This is a genomic window from Halorubrum halophilum, assembly GCF_000739595.1.
Taxonomy (GTDB): Archaea; Halobacteriota; Halobacteria; order Halobacteriales; family Haloferacaceae; genus Halorubrum; species Halorubrum halophilum.
Genome location: NZ_BBJP01000022.1, coordinates 48217 through 68971, shown reverse-complemented (window position 1 = coordinate 68971; position 20755 = coordinate 48217). Strand labels below are relative to the sequence as shown.

Annotated in this window: 20 protein-coding genes, 1 tRNA gene and 1 pseudogene; 9 read left to right on the top strand and 13 right to left on the bottom strand. The window is 68.0% G+C overall.

What is annotated here, in order from left to right:
* The first annotated feature begins 104 nt into the window (after positions 1 to 104).
* The 3 genes from ACP96_RS07545 to ACP96_RS07535 all read left to right on the top strand — a co-directional run bounded on the left by ACP96_RS07545 (position 105) and on the right by ACP96_RS07535 (position 1753).
* Positions 105 to 1127, top strand: a complete 1023-nt coding sequence (locus ACP96_RS07545; RefSeq protein ID WP_050024051.1) for a DUF5794 domain-containing protein — start codon at positions 105 to 107, stop codon at positions 1125 to 1127.
* Between the two features lie 100 nt (positions 1128 to 1227).
* Complete coding sequence (locus ACP96_RS07540) at positions 1228 to 1455, top strand: DUF5795 family protein (protein WP_050024053.1); 228 nt, start codon at positions 1228 to 1230, stop codon at positions 1453 to 1455.
* Positions 1456 to 1578: 123 nt separating this feature from the next.
* Positions 1579 to 1753: transfer RNA gene (locus tag ACP96_RS07535), tRNA-Trp, on the top strand.
* Between the two features lie 183 nt (positions 1754 to 1936).
* Here the strand turns inward: ACP96_RS07535 and ACP96_RS07530 are convergent.
* From ACP96_RS07530 to ACP96_RS07520, 3 genes are all read right to left on the bottom strand, one after another.
* Entirely contained in the window at positions 1937 to 3139 is a 1203-nt protein-coding gene (locus ACP96_RS07530; RefSeq protein WP_050032870.1) for an LEA type 2 family protein, read from the bottom strand.
* Positions 3140 to 3251: 112 nt separating this feature from the next.
* Positions 3252 to 3449 carry a DUF5800 family protein gene (locus tag ACP96_RS07525; protein WP_050026971.1) on the bottom strand — a complete coding sequence of 66 codons (198 nt, stop codon included), beginning with the start codon at positions 3447 to 3449 and terminating at the stop codon, positions 3252 to 3254.
* Between the two features lie 91 nt (positions 3450 to 3540).
* Positions 3541 to 3723 carry a DUF5786 family protein gene (locus ACP96_RS07520; RefSeq protein ID WP_050026968.1) on the bottom strand — a complete coding sequence of 61 codons (183 nt, stop codon included), beginning with the start codon at positions 3721 to 3723 and terminating at the stop codon, positions 3541 to 3543.
* A 153-nt stretch (positions 3724 to 3876) separates the two neighbouring features.
* On the opposite strand from ACP96_RS07520, the gene ACP96_RS07515 reads away from it, so the two are divergent.
* A complete protein-coding gene (locus ACP96_RS07515) occupies positions 3877 to 5025 on the top strand; it encodes a polymer-forming cytoskeletal protein (protein WP_050032869.1) in 1149 nt (382 codons plus the stop codon).
* A gap of 358 nt (positions 5026 to 5383) precedes the next feature.
* Here the strand turns inward: ACP96_RS07515 and ACP96_RS07510 are convergent, their stop codons facing one another.
* Complete coding sequence (locus ACP96_RS07510) at positions 5384 to 6148, bottom strand: ribonuclease H-like domain-containing protein (protein ID WP_050032868.1); 765 nt, start codon at positions 6146 to 6148, stop codon at positions 5384 to 5386.
* An 86-nt stretch (positions 6149 to 6234) separates the two neighbouring features.
* Here ACP96_RS07510 and ACP96_RS07505 point away from each other — a divergent pair, with 86 nt between their 5' ends.
* The gene (locus ACP96_RS07505) at positions 6235 to 6957 is read left to right on the top strand and encodes an SOS response-associated peptidase (protein ID WP_050032867.1); all 723 of its coding nucleotides are present in this window, start codon (positions 6235 to 6237) and stop codon (positions 6955 to 6957) included.
* Between the two features lie 60 nt (positions 6958 to 7017).
* Complete coding sequence (locus ACP96_RS07500) at positions 7018 to 7272, top strand: hypothetical protein (RefSeq protein ID WP_050032866.1); 255 nt, start codon at positions 7018 to 7020, stop codon at positions 7270 to 7272.
* 42 nt (positions 7273 to 7314) lie between these two features.
* Here the strand turns inward: ACP96_RS07500 and ACP96_RS07495 are convergent, their stop codons facing one another.
* From ACP96_RS07495 to ACP96_RS07480, 4 genes are all read right to left on the bottom strand, one after another.
* Positions 7315 to 8772 carry a small ribosomal subunit Rsm22 family protein gene (locus tag ACP96_RS07495; RefSeq protein WP_050032865.1) on the bottom strand — a complete coding sequence of 486 codons (1458 nt, stop codon included), beginning with the start codon at positions 8770 to 8772 and terminating at the stop codon, positions 7315 to 7317.
* A 25-nt stretch (positions 8773 to 8797) separates the two neighbouring features.
* Positions 8798 to 9571: a prephenate dehydrogenase/arogenate dehydrogenase family protein gene (locus ACP96_RS07490; protein ID WP_050032864.1), complete on the bottom strand. Its 774-nt coding sequence runs from the start codon at positions 9569 to 9571 to the stop codon at positions 8798 to 8800.
* Between the two features lie 97 nt (positions 9572 to 9668).
* The gene (locus tag ACP96_RS07485; RefSeq protein ID WP_050032863.1) at positions 9669 to 10928 is read right to left on the bottom strand and encodes an MFS transporter; all 1260 of its coding nucleotides are present in this window, start codon (positions 10926 to 10928) and stop codon (positions 9669 to 9671) included.
* Positions 10929 to 11003: 75 nt separating this feature from the next.
* Positions 11004 to 11690, bottom strand: a complete 687-nt coding sequence (locus ACP96_RS07480; RefSeq protein ID WP_050032862.1) for a thioredoxin domain-containing protein — start codon at positions 11688 to 11690, stop codon at positions 11004 to 11006.
* Between the two features lie 96 nt (positions 11691 to 11786).
* On the opposite strand from ACP96_RS07480, the pseudogene ACP96_RS07475 reads away from it, so the two are divergent.
* Positions 11787 to 12080 (top strand): annotated as a pseudogene (locus tag ACP96_RS07475) (DUF5779 family protein); the annotation flags it as partial.
* Between the two features lie 121 nt (positions 12081 to 12201).
* The gene (locus tag ACP96_RS07470; RefSeq protein ID WP_050032861.1) at positions 12202 to 13176 is read left to right on the top strand and encodes a sugar phosphate nucleotidyltransferase; all 975 of its coding nucleotides are present in this window, start codon (positions 12202 to 12204) and stop codon (positions 13174 to 13176) included.
* Positions 13177 to 13221: 45 nt separating this feature from the next.
* On the opposite strand, the gene ACP96_RS07465 is transcribed toward ACP96_RS07470, so the two are convergent.
* The gene (locus tag ACP96_RS07465) at positions 13222 to 13440 is read right to left on the bottom strand and encodes a hypothetical protein (RefSeq protein ID WP_050032860.1); all 219 of its coding nucleotides are present in this window, start codon (positions 13438 to 13440) and stop codon (positions 13222 to 13224) included.
* A 282-nt stretch (positions 13441 to 13722) separates the two neighbouring features.
* Between ACP96_RS07465 and ACP96_RS07460 the strand changes: the two genes are divergently transcribed.
* Complete coding sequence (locus tag ACP96_RS07460; protein ID WP_202593924.1) at positions 13723 to 14568, top strand: halocyanin domain-containing protein; 846 nt, start codon at positions 13723 to 13725, stop codon at positions 14566 to 14568.
* Positions 14569 to 14711: 143 nt separating this feature from the next.
* On the opposite strand, the gene ACP96_RS07455 is transcribed toward ACP96_RS07460, so the two are convergent.
* The 4 genes from ACP96_RS07455 to ACP96_RS07440 form a co-directional block, all read right to left on the bottom strand.
* Entirely contained in the window at positions 14712 to 16175 is a 1464-nt protein-coding gene (locus ACP96_RS07455) for a DHH family phosphoesterase (RefSeq protein WP_050032859.1), read from the bottom strand.
* Between the two features lie 62 nt (positions 16176 to 16237).
* The gene (locus ACP96_RS07450; protein WP_050032858.1) at positions 16238 to 18946 is read right to left on the bottom strand and encodes a TRAP transporter permease; all 2709 of its coding nucleotides are present in this window, start codon (positions 18944 to 18946) and stop codon (positions 16238 to 16240) included.
* Between the two features lie 68 nt (positions 18947 to 19014).
* On the bottom strand, positions 19015 to 19536 hold the full coding sequence (locus ACP96_RS07445; protein WP_154020428.1) for a DUF1850 domain-containing protein: 522 nt from the start codon (positions 19534 to 19536) through the stop codon (positions 19015 to 19017).
* A gap of 1 nt (position 19537) precedes the next feature.
* On the bottom strand, positions 19538 to 20614 hold the full coding sequence (locus ACP96_RS07440) for a TAXI family TRAP transporter solute-binding subunit (RefSeq protein ID WP_050032857.1): 1077 nt from the start codon (positions 20612 to 20614) through the stop codon (positions 19538 to 19540).
* Positions 20615 to 20755 lie beyond the last annotated feature (141 nt).

The following is a 20755-nucleotide window of genomic DNA, read 5'->3' as shown; positions in this document are numbered from 1 at the left end:
CTCGTCGGGCCACTCGCGGATTCGACTCCGTACGCCGGGCCCTCGGCTATCGCGGGTCGTCCGCTTCCCACCATGTACCCGTCGGTCAGGGGCATCGTCCCTGAATGAGCACCTCTCGTCACCCGATCGCCCTCCGGTTGGAGCAGCGAGTCGGGAGCGCGACGAAGCTGCTCGCGACGGTGATGGTGCTGCCGCTCATCGACGGGATCTTCCCCGCCTTAGTCGTCGCCGGCGTCCTGACGACCGCGACGGGCGTGATCGAGACGGGCATTCTCATCTTCGGCGGCTCCGCGACCGCCGCGGTGATCCTCGCGGAGATGGACGGCAGCCGCCGACAGATGGCCGGATCCGTGCTGCTGATCGGCGCGATCGTCATCCCGCTCGCCGCGCTTGAGGCCGCCTTCGCACCCACGTTCAGGGGGTTCCTGAATCTCCCCGTCTTCGAGCGCTTCGCCGGCCTGGTGATCCTCACGATCGCCGCCAAGACCGCGAGCTCGGAGATCGGCGAGTACCTGCCGAGCCCCGGCGTCATCATCTCGCTCGGGCTCGTCGCCAGCTTCGAGCCGTCGGGGTTCGCCATTCGGGCCTCTCCAGAGTACGTGCTCAACGGTGCCGCCGCGGCCGGCGTCGGCGTCGCGTTCGCGCTGTCGATCGCGCTGCTGTCGCCGCACCTCCGCGGGCGCGTGGACATCGACCGGTTCCGGTTCGGCTCGGCCGTCGCGCTGGGCGTGCTCGCGTTACCGATCCTGCTCGGCCCCTTCGACCTCATGCAGACTGAGGCCCCCATCGCGCTGGCGGTGCTCGGCGTGACGACCCTGTTCGCTTACGATCCGAACGCCGGACCGGCGGACGGCCCCGCGGGCGACGGCGTCGGCGACGACGGTGACGACCCCGACGCTGGCGCCGGGGACGACGCCGACGGCACGAGCGATGTCGATGGCGCCGGGGACGACGAGAGCGACGTGGAGCAGTCCGAACCGCCGCTCGACGCCCCGACCGCTCCCGGCCCCATCGTCGACGACGACGTGGCGGTGCTCGCCAACGGCGGCGATCCCTCGACCGCGAGCGACGACGGGGACGGCACGGACCCCTTCGCGGACGACGACTCTCGGGCGCCGTGGCTGTAGGCGCCGGTTGAGCCGGGAGACTAGGGAACGCGGTCGGACGGACTCGTTCTCTCCCCCGGCGTGTCGCCGGGGTTTAGGTGCTCGGCGCTGTACGGCGGGTATGTCCAATCGCGTCGTGCAGGGGCGGATGGTGACGCCCGAGAAGCTCGCGGAGCTGGTCGAGGGCGAGTCGATCCTCGAAGCCGAATCGATCGCGGACGCCGACCGCGACTGCCCGGAGTGCGGCGGCGACGTCATCACCGTCGGCTACATGCCGAGCGTCACCGAATTCGTCACGGGCTACAAATGCCAGGAGTGCGACTGGAGCGCCGACGACCGGGACGAGTAAGCTTGCGGCGTCGCCGTCTTCGCCCTGCCTCGTCCCGCCCCGCTCGGCCGTCCCGTCGCCCGATCGCTCGCGATCGAAACCCCTTTATCCGCGTTTCGGTAAGCAGCGTTAACGAGATAGCGCGGGGCTGTGGCCAAGCCAGGCATGGCGACTGACTCCAGAGGCTTGCGCCCGGGACGACACTCCAGACTGATATACCGAGCGGCCGACTGATCATCGGTCGTGTTGACGACCCTCTGGAGTTCCGAGGCGCACCGGAGATATCAGTCGATCGGGGGTTCAAATCCCTCCGGCCCCACTATCTCGGTTTCTAACCGCTGAGCGGTGCGAACGTCTCCGAATACCAGTCCTCGAATAGTCCCGGTTAGTGCCGGCGATCTGTGTCCGACTCCTTTAGAACTGGCTGAGGGTGGAAGAACTCGCCGGTCGGGTCAGAATCCGGACCGACAGCCCGAATGCGAACGTAATCGCCTACAAGTCGTTATAAGGGGAGCACGCCGCCGTCATCGTCCCCGTCGTCGGTTTCGTTCTCCGTTCCGTCTCCCGACCCGTCGTCGGTCTCGTTTTCGGAGGTGCCACCGTCGCTGTCGGTTCCGTTTTCGCCATCGGTCGTGTTACCGTCATCAGACGTACCGCCGTCGGTCTCACTCCTGCCGTCCTCGGAATTGGACCCGTCCTCGGAGCCGGACGAGTCGCTTCCGTCCCGCACGTCGTCGCCCTCGCCGAAGATGTCGGTCTCGATCGTCTCCTCGTAGGTGAGGTCGTCAAGCGGGACGGTGACCTCTTCGCCCCCCGGGAACTCGATCACGGCGTAGAACTCGATTCGAAGGCCCGTCACCTGATGCCCGCGGACGTCCTCGTCGAGGTGGGTGACCCACCAGTCGTCGAGGTGGCGGTTCTGGAGCGCCGTCGTGAACTCGACCGTCTCGGTGCTGTGCGAGGGGATCACGTACCCCTCCTCGGTCTGGCCCGAACCCATTTCCACCCCGTTCATGGTGATGTCGTAGCCGATCTCCGTGACCGCGTACGGCTCGATGTTCGGGTTGTACACGGTAAACGCCATCTCGATCGGCGTCTCCGATTCGCTGACGGTCCCCCACTCGCCCCGCGTCTCGTTGACGTAGAGCACGGGATCGCTCATGAGGGGGCTGTCGGCGTTCACCGGTCGCGTCTCGTCGGAATTGAAGGCGCCGAGAAGATCCGTCTCGATCTCGCGGCGTTGCGAGAAGTCGACGCCCCGGCCGAGTCGATCCGAGGTCGCGGTCGCCTCGATGTCCAGGGCCGTCCGCTCGCCGTTGCGGACGTGGCTCACCCACCACGGAGGGATCTCCTCGTTCCGCAGGTGCGTTTCCAGATCCACTGTGGAGTTCCCGGTGCCGACGCGTACGCCCTCCCGGCCGCCCTGCGCTATCTCGATGTCGTTCATCGAGACCGTGTAGTTCACCGAGACGCCGTCGAGACCGATCCCGACGGGATTCGGGTTGGAGACGACCAGATCCGTCTCGATCTCCGTGGTCTCGTTGGTCACATTTCCGAAGGTGTTGTCGACGGCGGCGACGCTCGGCACGCCGAGAATTCCGAGGGTGAACGCCCCGCCGACGGCTCCACCGAGGACGAGCACCCCGAGGAGCGCGATCCTGAGCTTCGAACCAACGAGCGCGGAGACGGCGTCGCTCGGACTCATACTCCCTCAACCTAGTCGGATCGTAAAATCGTACCGCATCGGCATCGAATCGCAAATCACCCGGATTAGTTATCGGTCAGGTTGTCCGGACCGCTACGACCGCCGCGACCGCTTACAGCACGTCGCCGATCCGCACCGGTTCGCCGTCGAGATCGGGCTCCTCGGCGACGATCTGCAACACCTCGTGGTCGGTGACGTCGCGGTAGCCCTTCCCGGTCGCCTCCTCGATCAAGTCCTTGTCGAGTTCAAACTCGGTGCCCTCGTAGACGACGTCGACGCCGTCGTCGGTGAACGTCAGGTCGGTACTCATGGAAGTCGGTTGGTTTCGACCGGATAAAAGGGGCGTGACACGGTCGCACCAACCGGAAAAGCAGCGGTTCCGTGGTCGGTAACCCCGCGATCTACTCGTCGTCTTCGTCGTCTTTCATCTCCGAGAGCCGCCCGACGAGGTCGTCGGTCGACGCGCCGCCCTCGATGGAGACCTCGCCGTCGTGGTCGTTCTCGTGGACGTTCACGGCGCTGTCGTCGTCGGTGTCCACGTCCTGATCCTTCTGCTCGCTCTCGTCGTACGATCCGAATCCCATGTATATCCCTTCAGCGCCGGCTTCAAAAGGGTAGTGACACCGCGACGCTTCGACAACGGGTCGCACACAGAGTCGAGACGGATCGATCCTCGCCGTCCGACGAGCGTCGGACGACCCCATACGGTTTATACGGGCGGAGAGAGTGTTCCAGGTGTGTCGCTGAGGGGAGGCGGTCCGATAGAGGAGCTTACTGTCCCGTCCGGGACGACCGTCGAAGAGCACGATCTCGTCGTCGACGGCGACGTGCTCGTGGGCGGCCAGTCGACCGTGGAGTTCGGGCTCCGCGGGCGCAACGTCGCCCTCGGCGAGCGCGTGAGCGTCGAGAACGACATCGAGGCCGAGGGCGACTGCCGGCTCGACACGTGGTGTTCCGTCGACGGCAACGTCCTCGTCGGCGAGGACGCGTACCTCGGCGAGCGCGTGACCGTCACCGGCCGGCTGATGGTCTCCGGCGACCTCGATATCGGCGACGACGTGACGATCGAGGAGGGGTTCGAGGCGAACGGCTGGATCGTCATCCGGAACCCCGTCCCCACGCTCGTCTTCTACTTCATCGTCCTCTCCCAGCTCCTGCGGCTCGGCGAGACCGACGCGGCAGATAACCTCGCGGAGGCGCTCGCTGACGGCGAGGAGGTGCGCGATCCCCTCCTGATCCCGCGCGGCGCCGAGATCTCCGACGACGCGTGGCGCGTCTCGACGCCCGCGACCGTCGGCGACGACTGCCGGCTCCACGGCAACCTCCGCGCGGAGTCGATCCGCGTCGGCGAGCGCAACGAGGTGTTCGGCTCCCTCCGCGCCCGCGAGGAGATCACGGTCGGCGCCGGCACAGTCATCCACGGCGACGTCACCACTCGGGGCGGAACCGTCACGGTCGAGGCCGGCGCGCGGGTCCTCGGTGACGTCTCCGCCGGCGACCTCGTCGTTCACGACGGCGCCGAGATCGACGGCACCCTCCGCGCCCGCGGCGAGATGAAGCTCGTTCAGGAGACCGGCGGCGACGAAGGTGGAGACGGGGAGGGAGAGGCCGAGAGCGACGAGACGGACGCTGATGACGCGGAGTCCGACGGTGACGAAGCGTCTGACGGTGACGACCTCACGGACGACGATACGTCGGACTCGGAAACGGTGACCGAACCCGACGGGGACGACGCAGCCGACGGACGCGACGCGACCGGCGAGGAGGCCGAGTCCGACGGTGAGAGTTCTGCCGATGAGTCCGATCCCGAGGACTCGGCGGCGAAGGGTTCAGATATGGATGAGCCAGAGCCCGAGGAACTTGACGCCGACGCTGAAGCGACGTAGCTGAAGTCGTTTATAAGCGATCGAGTGGAGTTGCTGTCGGCTGTTCATAAGTGGTTGATGGTGCTGCGGGGAACACCCCCAAAGCCCCAGCCGGCGAGGCGGGCGCTTTGAGTCCCACCCACCCGCAACCGCACAGCACCTCACGCCTCCCCAGCCTCGTCAGTCGCCTCCGCTTCGCTCCGGCGACTGACTCCCTCGTGCGGGCTGCTCGCGCCCTTCGGGCGCTCGCAGGCGCACGCCACCGTACCGTTCTTTATAAGCGACCGTCGCCGTCGCTCATTTGCTTTTAAATACCACGTTACCACCACCGATCTGCAATACCTACTCCCAAAATCGCTCGCCGCTCTGTCTGCGGAGACTACCCCTCGACGCTCGCGCCGACGAACACGTCCTCGTGGAGCGTCTCGGTGACGACGTCCGCGAGGGTCCGGAGGTTCTCCGTGTCCTCGCGGTTGTACGAGACCAGCGTCTCGAGCGCGTCGTCGTCGCCGCGCTCGTACTCGCGCCAAAGCCGGACGGCGTCCCGCCCCGAGATGTCCGGGCGGTCGCGCTCGATGCCGATCTCTTTCTCGATCGGCTTCAGCCCGCCGGAGAGCCCGATCCGCTTGCAGGGGTACATGAGATCGAGATGGGGCGTGTCGATCTCGATGTCGAAGGAGGTCTCTAAAAAGGGCACGTCGAACCGCGCGCCGTTGAACGTCGCGAGCAGGCTGGCGTCGGCGAACCGCTCCCGGAGGCGCTCCGCGGTGAGATCCTCGCCGGCGACGAGCGTCGTCGTCTCGCCGTCTTGATGGAAACTCACCGTCGTCACCTGATTGCGATGCTCGTCGAGGCCGGTCGTCTCGATGTCGAAGAAGCAGGTCTCCTCGCGGAAGTTCTCGTAGAGCCGCCAGCGCTCCCCGCTCGGGAAGGTTCGGTCGAAGTAGGCGGAATCGCCGTCGTCGAGGCGCGTCAGCGCCTCGGCGATGAACGACTCGATCCGGTCTGCGGTGGTCGGGCCGACGCCCGGCACGTCGACCGCGGGGTCGAACGTCTCCCACGTGGTGACGCCGTCGCGCCAGAGTCGGCGCTCCGTCGTCTCGCCGACTCCCTCGACCGGGATGAAGCTGTTCTCGATGCGCATACCGGATCGCGGCGGCGCGCGGGCAAAAACCCGACGGGAGGCGGCGGCGCGATTTATGTTGCCGCAGGCGGAAAGAACGGATACGCATGTGCGGCCGCTACACCCTCTTCACCCCCGCCGCCGACCTCGAAGCCCGGTTCGACGCCGACTTCGCGGGCGTCGAGCCCAGCTACAACTGCGCGCCCGGCCAAGACCTCCCGGTGATCGCCGATGAGGACCCGAGCGCCGCGACGCGGATGGAGTGGGGGCTCACTCCCTCGTGGGCCGACGAGTCGTTCGACCTCATCAACGCCCGCGCGGAGACGGTCCGAGAGAAGCGGAGCTTCGCCGACGCTTTCGAGCGCTGGCGGTGTCTTGTCCCCGCGGACGGGTTCTACGAGTGGGTCGAGGAGGACGGGAGATCGGGCGGCAAGACCCCCTACCGCGTCGCCTTCGAGGACGACCGCCCGTTCGCGATGGCCGGGCTCTACGAGCGGTGGGAGCCGCCGGAACCCGAGACGACGCAGACGGGGCTCGGGGCGTTCGGTGGCGGAGCGGAGGAAGGCGGCGATTCAGACGACGGCGGTGGGCCCGTAGAGACGTTCACGATCGTCACGACCGAGCCGAACGACCTCGTCGCCGATCTCCACCACCGGATGGCGGTGATCCTCGATCCAGACGAGGAGGAGACGTGGCTCCGTGGCGCCCCCGACGAGGCCGCCGCGTTGCTCGATCCGCGCCCGGCCGACGAGATGACGGCCCATCCGGTCTCGACGCGCGTGAACTCCCCCGGCGTCGACGCACCGGAACTGATCGAACCGGTCGGGTGACTGTCCTCAACGTGTCCGTTTGTAGTAATCTTTATATTCATGTTAGATAAACGATGATTGATGCCCCTCCCCCTCCAAGTCGGCGTTCCCGGCGGCGTGGAACTGTTCATCGTCCTCTTCCTCGCTACGGTGGTGGCCGTCCCGCTGGTGCTTGCGTCTCTGATCATCTATCTGGACGCGGTGGATCGGAACAGCCGCCACGTGCTCGCGTGGACGGTCGCGGCCCTTCTCGGCGGCGTGGTGGTCTGGGCGCTCTACTTCGTCGTCCGCGACGAGGTCGGAGGGAACGGGCTGACCGTGAAGAGCCGCCCGTGAGAACGTTCTCTCGCCCCTCAACGGGCGGAGACCGCGGCCCGCTCAGGGCGCGACGAGATCGACGACCGTCTCGTCGTCGACGACCACGTTGTACGCCCCCTCGTCGTCGTTCCAGAGCACGAGCCCGTTCTCGACGAAGACCACTGAGCCGTAGTCGGCCGTCCGGAGATCGTCGTTGAGCACTGTCTCCCGCGTGCAGACGAGGTAGTGATCCACCGTCTGCGAGCCGTCGCCGACGCGGTAGAGGGCATTGTCGCCGTCGCTGAGGTCGTGGCTCAGCTTCACGGCGAGGAAGTTCACGCGGTCGGTGACGTGTGCCTCCGAGTCGGCCATGCGCGCGCAGCGACCGTCGCTGGCCCGCACGTCGACTCGCCGCTTCCCGTCCGAGCGGAGGATCGCGTACGCGAACTGCACGTCGACGTTGACGAACTCGCCGGGCTCGTCTCCGGAGCCGCGCTCGGCCGCCTCGTCGAGGCGACGCTGAAACGGCGGGACCTCGAGGTCGCCGGCCACGTCGAAGGACCACCCGCCGTCCGAGGGGGTCGCGTTCGGCCAGAGTCGGAGGGTCGGCGAGTACGTGTCGACGCCGCTCTCGGGGGTCGCGACCGCCCGCTCCACCTCGCGGAGCCCCATGGCGGTGTTGCGGTCGGCGGGCGCGAACGCGGCGACGCTCCCGTCGTCCGCGAGTCGGTTGAGGGCCGCGTCGGCGACCGCGACCGGGTCTTCGAGCTCCGAGAGGACGTTCCCGAACACGACCAGATCGAACGCGTCGGGGGCCGCGCCTCCGTCATCACCGCTCCCCGTCGCCCCCCCGTCGAGTCCGAAAAAGGTCTCCGCCGTCTCCTCGTGGATCGTCGGCCGGAAGTTCCGTCCCGTCTCGTCAAGCATGTGATCGAGCACGTCGGCGGCCGCGCTCGGTTCGACGGCGTGATAGTCGACGACGGCGTCGTCGGGGAGGTAGTCGTGGAGGCCGAGCGCGGGGCCGCCGACGCCCGCGCCCACGTCGAGGACGCGGAGGGTCCGGTCGAGCAGCCCGTTCTCGACGAGGTCGTCGAGGACGTAGCCGACCGTCGCGTAGTAGGCCGGCAGGTGGTAGATCGCGTACCCGAGCGCCGCGACCCGGTCGTACGCCACGTCGTTCCCGTAGAGGTAGTCGTCCTTCAGCCGGCGCACCGCCTCCCGCAGCTCGTCGCCGGAGTCCCCGCGGTGCCAGTTCGCGCCGAACTCCCGAACCAGCAGGTCTTCGAGGGCAAACGAGTACGCCTCCGGGAACGCCGTCGGCGCCCAGCGGGGGTCGGAGACGGGCTCCTCGGGGACGGGCTCGAAGGCGCCGTCCTCGCGCTCGCGGAGCCGAAGGTCGAACGCCTCCTCGCGGAGCGTCTCGCGGACGACGGCGGGGTGAGCGCCCCCCTCGATGTACTCCGCGATCTCTTCGGGGTCGATCGGTCTGACGTTGCGCAGGTAGTTGGCGTTGTTCCGGACGGCTGCTCTGTCTATCATGAAATCACTGGCGTGGTCGATCGGCTCACTCGTGTCGCTCGCGGCTTTCGCGGTCGCCCCGGGCCGCCTCGTACAGGTTGGCGAACGCCTCCGAGTCGGCGTCGGCGATCTCGCGGGCCGCCGCGGCCACGTCGTCGGCGCCGTCGAAGGCGCGCTGGATCTCGGCGTACACCGCGGGCGACCCCTCGGTCACGGTGTCGGCAACCTCGTCGAGCGCGGCCGAGACCGGCGTGTGGAACTCCTCGCGCACGTCGTCGCCCGCGAGCCGCCACGCGAGTACGGCCGCGTGCGCGCCGGCCTGCACCGTCTCCATCGCCTCGTCGTGCTCCGCGGGCGTCGTCTCGAAGACCTCGTTGCCGCCGGCCTCGATCGCGGCCGAGATCCCCTCGATCACCGGGCCGCCCTCGTCGACGACCGCGGCGACGTTGCCGGGGACGCGCGGCGGCGCGAACAGCGGGTGGTAGCTCGCGCGCTCGCGGCCCGGGGTGTGCTCGCGCATCGCCGCGACCGCGTCGGTCATCTCTCCGGAAACGTCGAGGATCGCCCGCTCCGCGCGCGGGGCGTACGCCTCGACGGCGGCGGGAACGGCCGACATCGGCACCGCGAGACACACCGCGTCGTGGGCCGTGTCGCCGTCGACCGGGACCGCCTCCGCGTCGCGTCCGGCGGCCGCGTCGGCGGCGACGTCCGGGTCGCGGTCCGCAAACGCCACGGTCGCGTCGATCGGCGACTCGTCGGCCGACACGGTGTCGGCGATCCAGCGGCCGATCTCGCCCGCGCCCACCACGAGGATGTCCATCTGTCGTCCGTACGGTGGGGACGAGCGCCTTAAAAGGGCTCGACTCGGGCGGGCGCACGGCTACCTCTCGGGCCGCTCGGAGCCGCGTCGGAGGGAGTCACTCCGACGGCGACCCCCCGGTTTCGCCGCCGAGCCCGAGGAGCCCGCCGCCCGGCGCGATCGCCTTCACGGCCGGGAACAGCGCCAGCGCGATGGCGAGTTCGAGCCCGCCGACCGCGAGGAACGCGGGGGTGTAGCCGAACTGGTCGGTGGCGGTTCCCCCGATGAGGAAGCCGGCGAGGAACCCGAGCGAGCCGAACACGTTGAACAGCCCCATCGCCGCGCCGCGGGCCTCCGGCTCGACGAGGTCCGTGACGAGCGCCATCGTCGCCGGCGCCATCAACGCGCCGCAGACCCCGACGAGCACCATGAGCGCGGCCGCGAGAGGGTATACCGGCGCCACGCCGACGCCGATCGTGACGATCCCGTACGCGACCGACCCGAGCACGACGGGGAGGAAGCGCCCCACCCGGTCCGACAGCGAGCCGAACGGGGCCTGCAGCACCGCGAAGGGGACGAAGAAGAGCGCGAGCGTCGCCCCCGCGGCCCCCGCCGAGAGGCCGAACGTCTCCGGGTCCTGGAAGTAGTAGACGCCGACGAGCGCGAAGAAGCCGGCCGTGAGCCGGTCGACGAAGCCGAACGCGAGCGGAACGAGGAGTCCGCGGGTCGTCCGCGCCCGGGCGAGCACGTCGCGGAATCCCACGTCGCTGTCCGAATCGCCCCCGCTCGGGGCGTTCGACCGATCGGCGACGACCCGGTCGTCGACGGTGGCCGCGAGTACTCCCGCCCCCGCGAGCACCGCGGCGCCGGCGTAGACGGGGTAAAAGGCGTTCAGCTCGGCGAGCGCCCCGCCCACGACCGAGCCGACCGCCGCGCCGAGCCCGATGGCGACCCCGGCGGTCCCCATGTTGCGCCCGTTGCCGCCCCGAAGGTCCATCAGCGAGGTGATCGCCAGCGAGAAGGCGCCGATGGTGAGCGCGCCGCCGACGACCCGGACCGCGAGCGCCGCCCGGAAGCCGAACCCGAACTCGGGGACCGCGGCGAGCGCGACGTACGAGGCCGCGCCCCCGAACGCGCCGGCGACGATCAGGGGCGCCCGCCGTCCGAGCGCGTCGCTCGCGGCGCCCCAGACGACCGCGAAGGTCACGAACGCGCCGAACTCCGCGACGAGGAACCACATCCCGGCGTCGATCCCGGCGGGTGCCCCGAGCGCGACCACCAGATCCGGAACCCCCGGGTAGAGGAGCACCTGCGAGATCAACACGGCGAGCACGACGGCGCCCAGCCGCCGCCGGTCGCCGCGGTCGTCCTCCGTCATCTACTTATAAAACGTGCCGAACGCTCAAAAGGCCGACGCTCGGGAACACGTGAGAGGAGAGCCGCGGAACCGGACCTACAGGACGTCGTCGATCGCCGTCGCGATCGTCTCCGCCCGGTAGTCCTCGACCGCCTCGCCGTCTACGAAGATCGTCGGCGTCCCCGAGACGCCCATCGATTCGCCCTCGCTCCGGTCGTTCATCGACGCCTCCTCGTACGCCGCGAACTCCGCGTCGGCGATGGCGGCGCAGGGGTCCGCGCCGGCGGCCTCCGCGGCGGCGCCGATCGCCTCTCCGCTGTAGTTCCCCTGAGACTCGAACGCCGCCGAGGCGAACGAGAAGAACGCCTCGGCGCCCTGCCGCGCGCCGACCCCGCGGGCCGCGCTGGCGACGGGGACCGCCCACGTCTCGTTGACGGGAATCGGGAAGTCCCAGTGCTCGTAGCGCACCTCGCCGGGGTCGATGTACTCCTCGCGGATCGTCGGGAAGTGGTCCAGCTTGTAGGTGGCGCAGTGACCGCAGGTGAAGTCCTCGAACGCCTGCACGACGACCTCGGCCTCCGGGTCGCCGATGACGGGCCGGAAGTCGAGGTCCGGGTCCGACGGCTCGGAGAGGTCGCAGTCGTACTCGCCCGTGTCGAGCGTGTTCCCGCCGGCGTCACTTTCGCCGCCTCCGCCTCCTGCGCCGCCACCGAGACATCCCGCCGCGCCGACGACGCCGACCGACGCCGCGCCCGCGAGCAGGGACCGCCGCGTGCGTTCCATACGTCCGCTGGGGTCGGCGAGCACTTAACGACTCCGCGATCGGGGACCGGCGTTTCGCGTCCGAACGTTTTTGCCGCCGCCTCGCAACCCTGTGGTATGAGCGACTGGGACCTCGACCTGCGCGACGCCGAAGAGCAGATGGACGAGGCGTTCTCGGCCGCCGGCGACGTCGTCCTCGGCGTCCTCGACGGGACGACCGATCCCGACGAGTGGGTCCGCAGCGTCGACTACGGCAACACCCTCGTGTTGTCCGTCGACGGCGACCTCAACGAACTCGCCGCGGGGTTCGCGCGCGAGGTCAAAGACATGGGCGGCGAGCTGATGCACTTCCGCGGGTTCCTCGTGGTCACGCCGCCGAGCGTGAACATCGACACCGACCGACTGAGTGAGTAGTCGGCGACACGGCGGCGGAGTCGCGATCGACGTTCGCTCTGCGAAGACAACTCTCTATCTGTTTCTTGGCGTTGACACGAGCATAAAAGGTATCACACCGGAGTGAGACGGGTGTCTTATGAAAGCCGTCGTACTCGCTGGGGGTTACGCGACCAGGCTCTGGCCGATCACCGAGACCCGACCGAAGATGTTCCTCCCGGTCGGCGAGAACACCGTCATCGACGAAATCTTCGAGGACTTGGAGGCCGACGACCGCGTCGACGAGGTGTTCGTCTCGACGAACGAGCGCTTCGCCGACGCGTTCGCCGACTACCTCGCCGACAGCCCGTTCGAGAAGCCCACCCTCTCGGTCGAGGAGACTGTGGAAGAAGACGAGAAGTTCGGCGTCGTCGGCGCGCTCGCCCAGCTGGTTGAGCGCGAGGGCGTCGACGACGACCTCATCGTCGTCGCCGGCGACAACATGATCAGCTTCGATCTGGGCGACTTCGCCGATTTCTTCGAATCGAAGGGGACGCCGACGCTGGCCGCCTACGACGTGGAGGACCGCGAGCGCGCCAAGTCGTACGGCCTCGTCGAACTCGACGGCGACGAGGTCGTCAACTTCCAGGAGAAGCCCGACGACCCCAAGTCGACGCTCGTCTCCATCGCGTGTTACGCGTTCCCGGCCGAGACGCTGCCGGACCTCTCGACGTACCTTGAAGACGGGAACAACCCCGACGAGCCGGGCTGGTTCCTCCAGTGGCTTCAGGAGCGCGGCGCCGTCCACGCGTACACCTTCGACGGCGCGTGGTTCGACATCGGCACCGCCGACAGCTACCTCGACGCGGTCGAGTACGCCCTGGAGGGCGGCACGCTCGTCGCCGACGACGCGACCGTCGAGAACTCCGACCTCGGCGACGTGGTCCACGTCATGTCGGGCGCGACCGTCACCGACTCGACGCTCGAACGCTCGGTCGTCTTCCCGGACGCGACGATCACGGACTCGAAGATCGGAAACTCCGTCATCGACGAGGGCGTCACGCTGGAGAACGTGGATCTCACCGGCGCGCTGATCGGGTCATACACCTCGATCACCGAGGGCGACGGCTTCTAGCGCTCGGTCGCCGGCCGCGAGAACTAGCTCCGATTTTTCGACGTGTTACTCCGCCGCGGAGCTCCCGGTCTGTCGGTGCGTGTGATGGAAGCAGTCGAACGCGGCGTCCGCGTCGGCCTCGGGATCGACCGGGTGGAAACACACCCGCCGGTACCGCTCGTTGTCGAGGAGGTTGACGACGAACCCGTCGTCGTGGCGCGACACCGAAGCGTAGGGGTCGCCGCAGGCGGGACAGGTCTCCGGGGGGTCGTCGGGGACGTACATGGGATGAACTCGCTGCGTGCGTACCGCGATTACGGTCGCGACGGGTAAAATGAATGCGACGGTCAGATCGAGTGGGGTTCTCGTCGGTGACATCTCGACGAATGACGCGAGATCCCGATTCACGTCGGTACCGGTCGTTCCGCACGTGAGATCGAGGCTCCACTGACTCTCTTCAGACTGGACTCCGGGACAAGCAACGTCCGCATCCTGTCGGACCGATTTTAAACATATGGGAATTGCCCCACAGTTTGTATTTCCGTCCGCGTCAACGTTCGCCCGGATATGCCCTCCAGCAATCGACGCACGTTCCTCGGAGCAGGCGTGGCTCTCGGACTCGGCTCCCTAGCCGGGTTCAACGGCCTTCAGACGTACACGACCAGTTCGACGCCCTCTACGGGCGAAAGTGGCGACCGGGAGTCACTGGACGCGTGGCTCGCGACGGCGAACGATCCACAGACACAGCAGGTTCTCGATCTCCGGTACGACGACCCTCCGACCGTGTACCTCGGCATGTCGAACACGAAGTCGTTCTCGCCGCCCGCGATCAAGATCGCGCCCGACACGACGGTGACGTGGGAGTGGATCGGAAACAACACCGAGTACAACGTCGCGGCGATCGACGAGACCTTCGACAGCGGTCAGCCGGTCTCGGAGGCGGGAGAGACGTTCGAGTACACGTTCGAAGCGGAAGGGACGCACAGATACGTCAGCGAACCGCACGCCGACGCGGGAATGAAAGGCGTCGTCGTGGTCGAAACCGCGCCGTCAAGCGGATACCCGACCGTCGACGAGTGGCTCGCCGGGACGAACGGATACGACGGAACCATCGCGGATCGGACGGACGCCGACCTCGTCGAGGTCGCCACCGGCGCGGAGGGGGCCGAGGGCCACTTCGCGTTCGACCCTCAGGCAGTGAAGGTCTCGGCCGGGACGACGGTCCGGTGGTCGTGGACCGGGCGCGGAGGCGGCCACAACGTCGTCTTCGAGGACGCCGACTTCGGCGACGAGGCTATTCACGTCGAGCCCGGCGTCCACTTCGAAGAGACGTTCACCGAGACCGGTATCTTTCGGTACTCCTGTCACCCACACCGCGCTATCGGACAGCGCGGCGCCGTTATCGTTGAGTGACCGCGGGCGAACCGTCTCAGTCTTCGCTTTTCGACCCGGTCGCGAACCACGCGGCGATACCGCTCTCGACGATCAGGGCATAGAGTCCTTCGGGGAGTTCGACCGGGCGTTCTAAGAGCGCCTCCGGAACGCCCGACCGCGGCTCAGGACCCGTTCCCGCTCTCGCCGCCGCCCTCGACGCCGAGCGCGTCGAACAGCTTCCGGCGGACCGCCTCCTCGGTGAGGTTGAGCAGCGTGTCGCGGTTGTCGCCGCTCGACTCGATTCCGGTGAAGATACCGAGCGGGATCTCCAGCGAGCCCTGCGTCGAGTGGCCGGCGGCGTCGCCCATCTCTGAGAACGCTTCGTCGAGGACGTTGCCGATGTTCAGCCGGATGTCCTTCGAGCGCGCCGCGAGGTAGATCGTGTCGTCGGCGATCCCCAAGACGGCGGTCGTCGTGATCCCCTCCAGGTTGAGGAGGTGTTGGGCCGCCTGTGCGAGCGCCTCGCGATCACGGATGAACCCGGCCGTCGAGAAGAGGTGGCTCCCCTGTACCTCGCGGTTCTGGATCGCCTCCGCGAGCACGTCCAGCGTCTCGGGGCTCATCGACGGCGACTCCACCTGTTCGAGCGTGTCGTGGTTCGCGAACGGGTGGAGGTACGCGGCCGCCGTCAGGTCCGCGGGAGTCGTGTCCCGCTTGAAGTCGAGCGTCTCGGCGCGGATCCCGTAGAGGAGGGCGGTCGCGACCGCTTCCGTCGGCGATTGGTCGAACTCCTGGAGGTACTTCGTGAGGATCGTCGACGTCGAGGAGACGTTGGTCCGCACGTCGACGAAGCGGGCGTCGAAGGGGACCTCAGCCTCCAGATGGTCGAGGTAGATGTCGATGTCGACGTCGAAGTCGAAGCCGTCCTCGGCCGACTTCGCGAGGTCGACCGCGGCGACCGTCCCGTACTCCGAGAGGTCGGGCGCCTCCGAGCGGGCCACGAGGTCGATCCCGAGGAGGTTGACGAACGCCCGGTTCTCCTGATGGCCCACGTCGCCGGTGTAGAGGATGTCCGCCTCGACGCCGAACTCCCCGGCGATGGCCTGCAGCGCTGTCGCCGACGCGATGGAGTCTGGCTCCGGGTTGTCGTGGGTCAGGATCGCCATCCGCCCGTCCCCGCCCTCGATGATCTCCGCGAGCTGCCGCGCCATGTACTCCAGCTCGCCGGTCTCCAGCGACTGGAGCGCGCTGTCGGCGATCACCGTCGAGGGGTTGATTACCACGTCGGCGCCGCGCTCGCGCAGCTCGTCCTCGCTGACGGGGTCCGAGGCGCGGACGACGACGTAGTGGTCGCCCCCGGTGTCGCGCACCGCCGAGACGGCCGCCTTGTTGGCCTCGACGTCGCTCGCGAGGATCAGCACGATGTCTCGGTCGTCGAGCGCCTCGACCACGTCCGGGTCGGCGATGTCCTGCACGCGGGCGTTGAGGTCCTGGTCGCGGAGCGCCTCGACCCGGCTCTCGTCGCGGTCGAGGATGAGCACGTCCTTGCCGCGGCCGGTCAGGTCCTCCGCGACGGCGTGCCCGACGCTCCCACAGCCGAGGATCGCGTATCGCGTTCGCGCCGATCCGGATGCCCCACTACTCATTGCCCGTGATTTCCGCGGGACGACACTTAACGAGTGCGCTCTCGGCGCGAGGGGATGGGGACCTACTGCGTGGCCGTCGTCGTGGAGTCCCGCTGCCCGCGCCTGTTCGACTCCTCTTCCTCGTAATCGTCGTCGCCTGCCCGCCGGCGGTTGCGGACGAGGCCGATCACGAGCAGCGCGGCGCCGACGCCCCGAGCGACGAGCTCGTTCGTGATCGTGTGTAGCGCGACGTCGACGCCGACGAGCCCGAACGCGGCGCTCGCCGGCAACAGCACCATGCCGGGGACCGACAGCAGTACCGCGGCGACGATGAGCGAGACGCGCGATCCCGACCGCACGTCGGTGTGGTAGTAGCCGATGATCGCGACGCCGAGCGCGTACACGCCGGCGAACACCGCGAGGATCGGCGCCACGACCTCCGGCAGGAAGAAGCCGAGGTCGGAGACATCGGCGCCGGTCAAGATCGACCCCTCGCCGTCGGTCGTGCGGAGCAGCAGGATCCCCGGCGAGAACACGAAGGCGAAGGGAACGAGAATCTTGTTCAGCGAGAGCAGGAACGCCTGCTTGCCGGTGTCGAAGGGGTCGGACTTCGCGATCCCGGCCGCGGCGTACGCGGCGACCATCACGGGCGGCGTCACGTCCGCCATCAGCCCGAGGTAGAGGACGAACAGGTGGACCGCCAGAATCGCGATCCCGAACTCGGGGAGGACGGGACCGAGCAGCACGACGATGATGATGTACATCACCGTCGTCGGCATCCCCATCCCGACGATCACGGCCGCGAGGCCGGCGAGGATCAGCAGGAGAACGAGCGACCCGCCGCTCACGCTGATGATGAGCGCCCGGAGGCTGCCGCCGAGACCGGTGATTCCGATGACGCCGGGGATGATCCCGGCGGCGGCGACCGCGACGACCACGATTGTCGCGGTCTTCGCGCCGGAGTCCATCGCCTTCAGCACGAACGACCCGAACTGGCCGGCCCGCGACGACGCGACCTCGAAGCCGGTTCGATCGTCGAACCACGTCGCCGCGTCGATCACGTCGTCGTCGAGGTCGAGCAGCGGCGCGTCCCCGCGCGGGTCGGCGAGGAGGAAGACGACGCTGATCGCCGCGATGATCGTCGGCAGCGAGGAGGCGGCCTCGCTGAGTGCCCCCATCGCGCCGAACTCCGAGGCCTCGGCGCCGTACGCCAACTCGATCGGTGTCACGCCGAGTGAGGCCAAGGAGACGGCGAACAGCGCGTACCCGGCCAAGATGCTTCCGACGAGGTACGGTCCCGTCCGCTCGTTGTAGGCGGCGACCATCGCGATGAGCGCCACCGTCGCGATGATCGTGAGCCACCCGGCGCGTCCCACCGAGAGCCGGGCGATCACGAGGTAGTACAGGAGGAGCCCGAGCGGGACGAGGTAGAACCACCCGCGACGCATGTGCGGCCCCATATCGAGCAGCTCGGACCGACTCAGCCCGCCGATCCCGTGTTTGGCGGCCTCGAAGTGGACCATCACCCACATCCCGAAGAAGAAGGCGATGGCCGGCAGCGTCGCGGCGATGACCACGTCGCGGAACGGGGTCCCCGTGTACTCAACGATGAGGAACGCGGCCGCGCCCATCACCGGCGGGAGGATCTGCCCGCCGGAGGAGACCGACGACTCCACCGCACCGGAGAACTCTGGTGAGTAGCCGGAGCGTTTCATCAGCGGAATCGTCAGCGCCCCGGTCGTCACCGTGTTCGCCACCGAGGAGCCGGAGAGCATCCCCATGAAGCCGGAGGCGACGACGCTCGCCTTCGCCGGGCCGCCCTTCCGCGTGCCCGTGATCGAGTACGCGAGGTCGATGAACCACTTGCCGGCGCCGGACATCTCCAGGAACGCCCCGAAGAGGATGAAGATGTAGATGAACCGTACGGAGACGCCGACCGGCACACCGAGAATCCCCTCGACCGTGTACCAGAGGTTCTGGACGATCTGGTTCCATCGCAGCTGAGAGGTGGCGAACGTCCGCGCGACGGGCACGTCCCGCGGCAGGAGGTAGCCGTACTTGGCGTACAGAAGGAAGAGGCTCACGAGTATCGTGAGCAGCAGGCCGAGCGCCCGCCGCGTGGCCTCCAGCACGAGGAGGATCGCGAGCACGCCCATCAGATACGCGAGGCTGTAGTCGGCGAGGAACCCGACCTCCGCGAGTGAGAGCCACGGAACGACCTCGCCGAGCGTCCCGGCGCCGTTGAGTCCTCGCACGCGGATGATGTCCGTGATCTCGTCGTACTGGGTGAGGTAGTAGGCCGTCGGGAACGTCGACAGCAGAACTAGCCCGAGATCGGACGGCGTGATCCGAGTCGACTCCTCGTCGACGAAGAGCCACCAGACCCCCCGGCGGACTCCCTCGACCGCTCGTGTCACCGGCGAGTCGCCGAGGCGGTCTCGTGCGAGCGAGGGGATATCGGCTATTCTTCCCGTTATAGGCCCGTTACCAGCAGATCCAGGGAACAGGAGGAACGCCATCACGAGCGCGAAGTTGACGTGGATCGCGCGCACCTGTAGCGAGGAGAGCGCGCCGAGCCGAACCGTGGTGAGACCCGGAATCGCGAACTCGAAGACGAACCCCCGAGCGCCGAGCCATAGCTGGTACGCCGAGAACGTGATCCCGACGAGCGCGACGGCAACCAGCGCGATCCCCGTCAGCGATCGTCGGTTGTCGATCTCCTCGAATACCTGGTCGGCCGCTTCGGTTCCATCTGCGTCCGGTTCCATCCCGTCTGATGTGTTCGTCGTCACAGTTGTGTCACCCTCTCGTGTCCCTGTCTCGTTCCCGTCTCCCCGCGGCGGCGGCGCGACGGCGGCGACTACAGCCTCGGCGCGACCCGCCGCTCGACCGTCAGCTCGACCGCGCCGCCGTCGCTCATCCCCGCGAGGTCGTACCGCTCGTCGCCGACGATCAAGTCGTGGTCGGCGACGTGACCCGTCTTGAGATGCAACGTCGTGTACGATTCGGACGGGGGCTCATAGACGTACCGGCCGTCGCGCTCCGTCACGTCCGCCTGCGACGGGAGCCCCGCTCCGAAGGAGCTGAACTCCATCCGAGTCATGACCAGCTCCCCGTCCCTCGGAACGTACACGTCGCGGACGGTCGTCTTCTCGACGCTGTGCGTGTACTCGATGACGATCTCCGTCTCGTCGGAAACCGGAGCCGTCACCACCTCGGTGCCGCGCTCGTCGGTCACGACCAGCGTCGGGCCGCCGGCGACGGTGTCGACCGCGCCGACGGCGAACGCCGCCCCCGTCGCGGCCGCGAGGACCGCCACGAGGGCGACCGCGACGAGGGCGGTCCCGCGTCGGCCCGACGGGAGTCGTGACCGGACTGTCACGCTACTCGAAGTAGCGGGCCGCGCCCTCGTGCAGTTCGATCGACATCCCGTCCTGCGCGGAGTCGACGCTAATGAAGTCCGTCTTGATCGACAGCTGATCGACGTTCTCGAAGATGGCCTCGGTGACCGACTCGACCGCGTCGGCGGAGTACTCCGACCGAGTCGCGATCATCGCCTGCACGGAGACCGTGTTGACGTCCTCGTCGATTCCCTCGTAGGTGCCGCCAGGGATCGTGTCGTCAGCGAACCACGAGGCGTCGTCGCGGGCCGCCTGCCGCTCCTCGTCGGACATGTTGAGGATCTGCACGTCCGTGGTCGTCGCGAGTTCCTCGACCGCGCCGACGGGCCACCCGCCGACGACGAACGCCGCATCGACGTCGCCGTCGCGGAGCTGGTTGGCCGCCTGCGTGAAGTCGGTGTTCTGCTCCTCGAAGTCGTCGGTCGTGAGACCCGCGGCCGACTCGAGGATCTGGAGCGCGTTCACCTGCGTCCCGCTGCCGAGGTCGCCGGTGTTGACGCGCATGCCCTCGAGATCGGACAGCGAACTCACGTCGGCCTCGGGATTGAGGAGAACGTGAATCGTCTCCGGGTACAGCGTCGCGACGCCGCGAAGGTTCTCGACCGGAGAACCGTCGAACGCGTCGAGCCCCTCGCCGTTGCGGGCGAAGTAGGCGACGTCGTTCTGGATCAGCGCGAAGTCGGCGTCGCCGTTACCGAGGCTGCCGACGTTCTCGACGGACGCGCCCGTCGAGGAGACCTCAACCGGGTAGTCGGTGTTGTCCTCGATGATCCCCTCGAACTCGCCGGACAGCGGGAAGTAGGTCCCGCCCGTGCCGCCGGCGTGCCAGCGGATGACGTCGGCGCTGCCGCCGTCTTCGCCGTCGGAGCCATCGCTTCCGTCGTCGCCGTCCATTCCGTCGCTTCCGTCGCTTCCGTCGCTTCCGTCACTTCCGTCGGAACCGTCTCCGCCGTCGCCGCCGTTGTCCGAACAGCCGGCAATGCCGACGACGCCGGCCGCTGCCGCCCCGCGGAGGAGCGTCCGACGGTCGATACGTTCACTGATTGGGTTGTCTGACATACGACACGTGGTACACAACGGGAGTTGATAACGGTTTCCCATGAAAACGACCGCGACGGTTGCAAATATCGTGCTCTCATCCGTCGGTTTCTCGATCAATCGACACAAATTCTTTCGCCGCCGAATGAAAAGGCCTTTTAC

Bases quoted from the DNA above. Each gene is read 5' to 3' on its own strand.
- ACP96_RS07545 (WP_050024051.1), top strand. From the start codon at position 105: ATGAGCACCTCTCGTCACCCGATCGCCCTCCGGTTGGAGCAGCGAGTC.
- ACP96_RS07540 (WP_050024053.1), top strand. From the start codon at position 1,228: ATGTCCAATCGCGTCGTGCAGGGGCGGATGGTGACGCCCGAGAAGCTC.
- ACP96_RS07530 (WP_050032870.1), bottom strand. From the start codon at position 3,139: ATGAGTCCGAGCGACGCCGTCTCCGCGCTCGTTGGTTCGAAGCTCAGG.
- ACP96_RS07525 (WP_050026971.1), bottom strand. From the start codon at position 3,449: ATGAGTACCGACCTGACGTTCACCGACGACGGCGTCGACGTCGTCTAC.
- ACP96_RS07520 (WP_050026968.1), bottom strand. From the start codon at position 3,723: ATGGGATTCGGATCGTACGACGAGAGCGAGCAGAAGGATCAGGACGTG.
- ACP96_RS07510 (WP_050032868.1), bottom strand. From the start codon at position 6,148: ATGCGCATCGAGAACAGCTTCATCCCGGTCGAGGGAGTCGGCGAGACG.
- ACP96_RS07505 (WP_050032867.1), top strand. From the start codon at position 6,235: ATGTGCGGCCGCTACACCCTCTTCACCCCCGCCGCCGACCTCGAAGCC.
- ACP96_RS07500 (WP_050032866.1), top strand. From the start codon at position 7,018: ATGCCCCTCCCCCTCCAAGTCGGCGTTCCCGGCGGCGTGGAACTGTTC.
- ACP96_RS07495 (WP_050032865.1), bottom strand. From the start codon at position 8,772: ATGATAGACAGAGCAGCCGTCCGGAACAACGCCAACTACCTGCGCAAC.
- ACP96_RS07490 (WP_050032864.1), bottom strand. From the start codon at position 9,571: ATGGACATCCTCGTGGTGGGCGCGGGCGAGATCGGCCGCTGGATCGCC.
- ACP96_RS07485 (WP_050032863.1), bottom strand. From the start codon at position 10,928: ATGACGGAGGACGACCGCGGCGACCGGCGGCGGCTGGGCGCCGTCGTG.
- ACP96_RS07480 (WP_050032862.1), bottom strand. From the start codon at position 11,690: ATGGAACGCACGCGGCGGTCCCTGCTCGCGGGCGCGGCGTCGGTCGGC.
- ACP96_RS07470 (WP_050032861.1), top strand. From the start codon at position 12,202: ATGAAAGCCGTCGTACTCGCTGGGGGTTACGCGACCAGGCTCTGGCCG.
- ACP96_RS07465 (WP_050032860.1), bottom strand. From the start codon at position 13,440: ATGTACGTCCCCGACGACCCCCCGGAGACCTGTCCCGCCTGCGGCGAC.
- ACP96_RS07460 (WP_202593924.1), top strand. From the start codon at position 13,723: ATGCCCTCCAGCAATCGACGCACGTTCCTCGGAGCAGGCGTGGCTCTC.
- ACP96_RS07455 (WP_050032859.1), bottom strand. From the start codon at position 16,175: ATGAGTAGTGGGGCATCCGGATCGGCGCGAACGCGATACGCGATCCTC.
- ACP96_RS07440 (WP_050032857.1), bottom strand. From the start codon at position 20,614: ATGTCAGACAACCCAATCAGTGAACGTATCGACCGTCGGACGCTCCTC.